This is a genomic window from Oryzihumus sp. (assembly GCF_036391795.1).
Classification (GTDB): domain Bacteria; phylum Actinomycetota; class Actinomycetes; order Actinomycetales; family Dermatophilaceae; genus Oryzihumus.
Genome location: NZ_DASVZH010000060.1, coordinates 1 through 2,188, shown reverse-complemented (window position 1 = coordinate 2,188; position 2,188 = coordinate 1). Strand labels below are relative to the sequence as shown.

Annotated in this window: 3 protein-coding genes; all 3 read left to right on the top strand. The window is 72.9% G+C overall.

What is annotated here, in order from left to right; genetic code table 11:
- A partial coding sequence (locus VF825_RS03465) for a ParA family protein (RefSeq protein ID WP_331110178.1) occupies positions 1-361 on the top strand: 361 nt, incomplete at its 5' end.
- 5 nt (positions 362-366) lie between these two features.
- Complete coding sequence (locus VF825_RS03460) at positions 367-1,365, top strand: ScpA family protein (RefSeq protein ID WP_331110176.1); 999 nt, start codon at positions 367-369, stop codon at positions 1,363-1,365.
- Positions 1,366-1,416: 51 nt separating this feature from the next.
- Positions 1,417-2,070: an SMC-Scp complex subunit ScpB gene (gene scpB, locus VF825_RS03455; protein ID WP_414695757.1), complete on the top strand. Its 654-nt coding sequence runs from the start codon at positions 1,417-1,419 to the stop codon at positions 2,068-2,070.
- Positions 2,071-2,188: the final 118 nt, after the last annotated feature.

The following is a 2,188-nucleotide window of genomic DNA, read 5'->3' as shown; positions in this document are numbered from 1 at the left end:
GCTCACCGCGGCGCACGGCGTGATCATCCCGCTGGAGTGCGAGTTCTTCGCCATGCGCGGCGTCGCCCTGCTCGTGGAGACGATCGACAAGATCTGCGACCGGCTCAACCCGCGCCTGCAGGTCGACGGCATCCTCGCCACGATGTACGACGGGCGCACGCTGCACAGCCGCGAGGTCGTGCGCAGCGTGGTCGACCACTTCGGCGACCAGGTGTTCCACACGGTCATCAGCCGGACGGTGAAGTTCCCCGACGCGACGCTGGCCGCCGAGCCGATCACCTCCTACGCCTCGGCGCACACCGGGGCCGAGTCCTACCGCCAGCTGGCCCGCGAGCTGATCTCCCGGGGCGGGGCGGCCTGACCTCGATGAGCTCAGCCCCCGGCACGCTCGATTCCCCGCCGGCGGTCGCAGCAGGGTCTGACGCGCCGGCCGGTGCCGGCGAGCCCGCCCGTCCTGCCACCGAACCCACCGCGGCGGCACCGGCGGAGCTCACCCCCGGCGGCGTCCTCACCCGTCGCGGTGCCAGCACCCCGTTCCAGGTCAACCTCGACGTGTTCCAGGGGCCGTTCGACCTCCTGCTCGGCCTGATCAGCAAGCACAAGCTCGACATCACCGAGATCGCGCTGGCCAAGGTTACCGACGAGTTCATCGCCCACATCCGTGCCCACCAGGCCTCCAACCGTGACTGGGACCTGTCCCAGGCCTCGGAGTTCCTGCTCATCGCCGCGACCCTGCTCGACCTCAAGGCGGCCCGGCTGCTGCCGCAGATGAGCCTCCAGGACGAGGAGGACCTCGCCCTCATCGAAGCCCGTGACCTGCTCTTCGCCCGGCTGCTGCAGTACCGCGCCTTCAAGGACATCGCGGCCGCCTTCGGCCAGCAGATGGCCCAGGCCGGGCGGATGACCGCCCGCCAGGCCGGGCTCGAGCCGCAGTTCGCGGCGCTGCTGCCGGAGCTGGTCATCGGGATCACCCCCGAGCAGCTCGCGATGATCGCCGCGCGGGCGATGACCCCCAAGGTGGCGCCGACGGTGGGCCTGGACCACCTGCACGCGCCGGCGGTCAGCGTGCGCGAGCAGGCCACGCTCGTGGTCACCCGGCTGCGCCGCGACCGCACCGTCTCTTTCCGGGCGCTGGTCTCCGACGCCGACTCGACGCTGGTGATCGTGGCGCGCTTCCTGGCCCTGCTGGAGCTCTTCCGCGAGTCTGCCATCGCCTTCGAGCAGGTCGAGGCGCTGGGCGAGCTGACCGTCCGCTGGACCGGCGCCGACGACGGCGAGGTCGGCGTCAGCGACGAGTTCGACGAGGGCGACGAGGCTGCCGGCGACCCCGCTGGTGACGGCCCGACCCCCGACACGCAAGACTGAGCACGGACCCGGCGCCCGCGCCGGGGTCGAGCACGAGCAAGGAGAGCACCTGTGAGCGAGACGAGCGCCGGCGCGGCACCAGCCGCCCAGGCCCCCGTCGCCGAGGTCGACGAGACTGCCGAGGAGCAGATCGCGTTCGACATCAACGACTTCCCGGCCGGCGCACGCGGTGCGATCGAGGCCGTGCTGATGGTCGTCGACGAGCCCGTCAGCGAGGTGGCCCTGGCGTCGGCCCTGGAGCTGCCGGTCGAGGACGTCCTCGGCCACCTGCAGGCCCTGGCCGACGACTACGAGCTGGGCAACCGCGGGTTCACGGTGCGCAACGTGGCCGGCGGCTGGCGCGTCTACAGCCGCCCGGAGTACGCGCCGGTCGTGGAGAAGTTCCTCCTCGACGGCCAGCAGGCCAAGCTGACCCAAGCCTCCCTGGAGACCCTGGCCGTCATCGCCTACCGCCAGCCGATCTCCCGCTCGCGCGTGAGCGCGGTCCGCGGCGTCAACGTCGACGGGGTGGTCCGCACGCTGCTCAACCGCGGCCTCATCGCCGAGGTGGGCGCCGAGGGCGAGAGCGGCGCCACCCTCTACGGCACCACCGACTACTTCCTCCAGCGCCTCGGGCTGCGCTCCCTCGACGAGCTGCCCGCGCTGGCCCCCTACCTACCCGAGGTCGACGTGCTGGACGAGCTGGCAGAACAGGGACGCGCATGAGCCCCCAGGCACCCCGCAGCGGCGGGGCCCCCCGAGGCGGCACGGGCGGCGGCTCCGGCAAGGGCGGCCCCGCGGGCCGTGGCGGTCGTCCGGCCGCGAAGGGCGCGGGCGGCGCACG

Bases quoted from the DNA above. Each gene is read 5' to 3' on its own strand.
- VF825_RS03460 (WP_331110176.1), top strand. From the start codon at position 367: ATGAGCTCAGCCCCCGGCACGCTCGATTCCCCGCCGGCGGTCGCAGCA.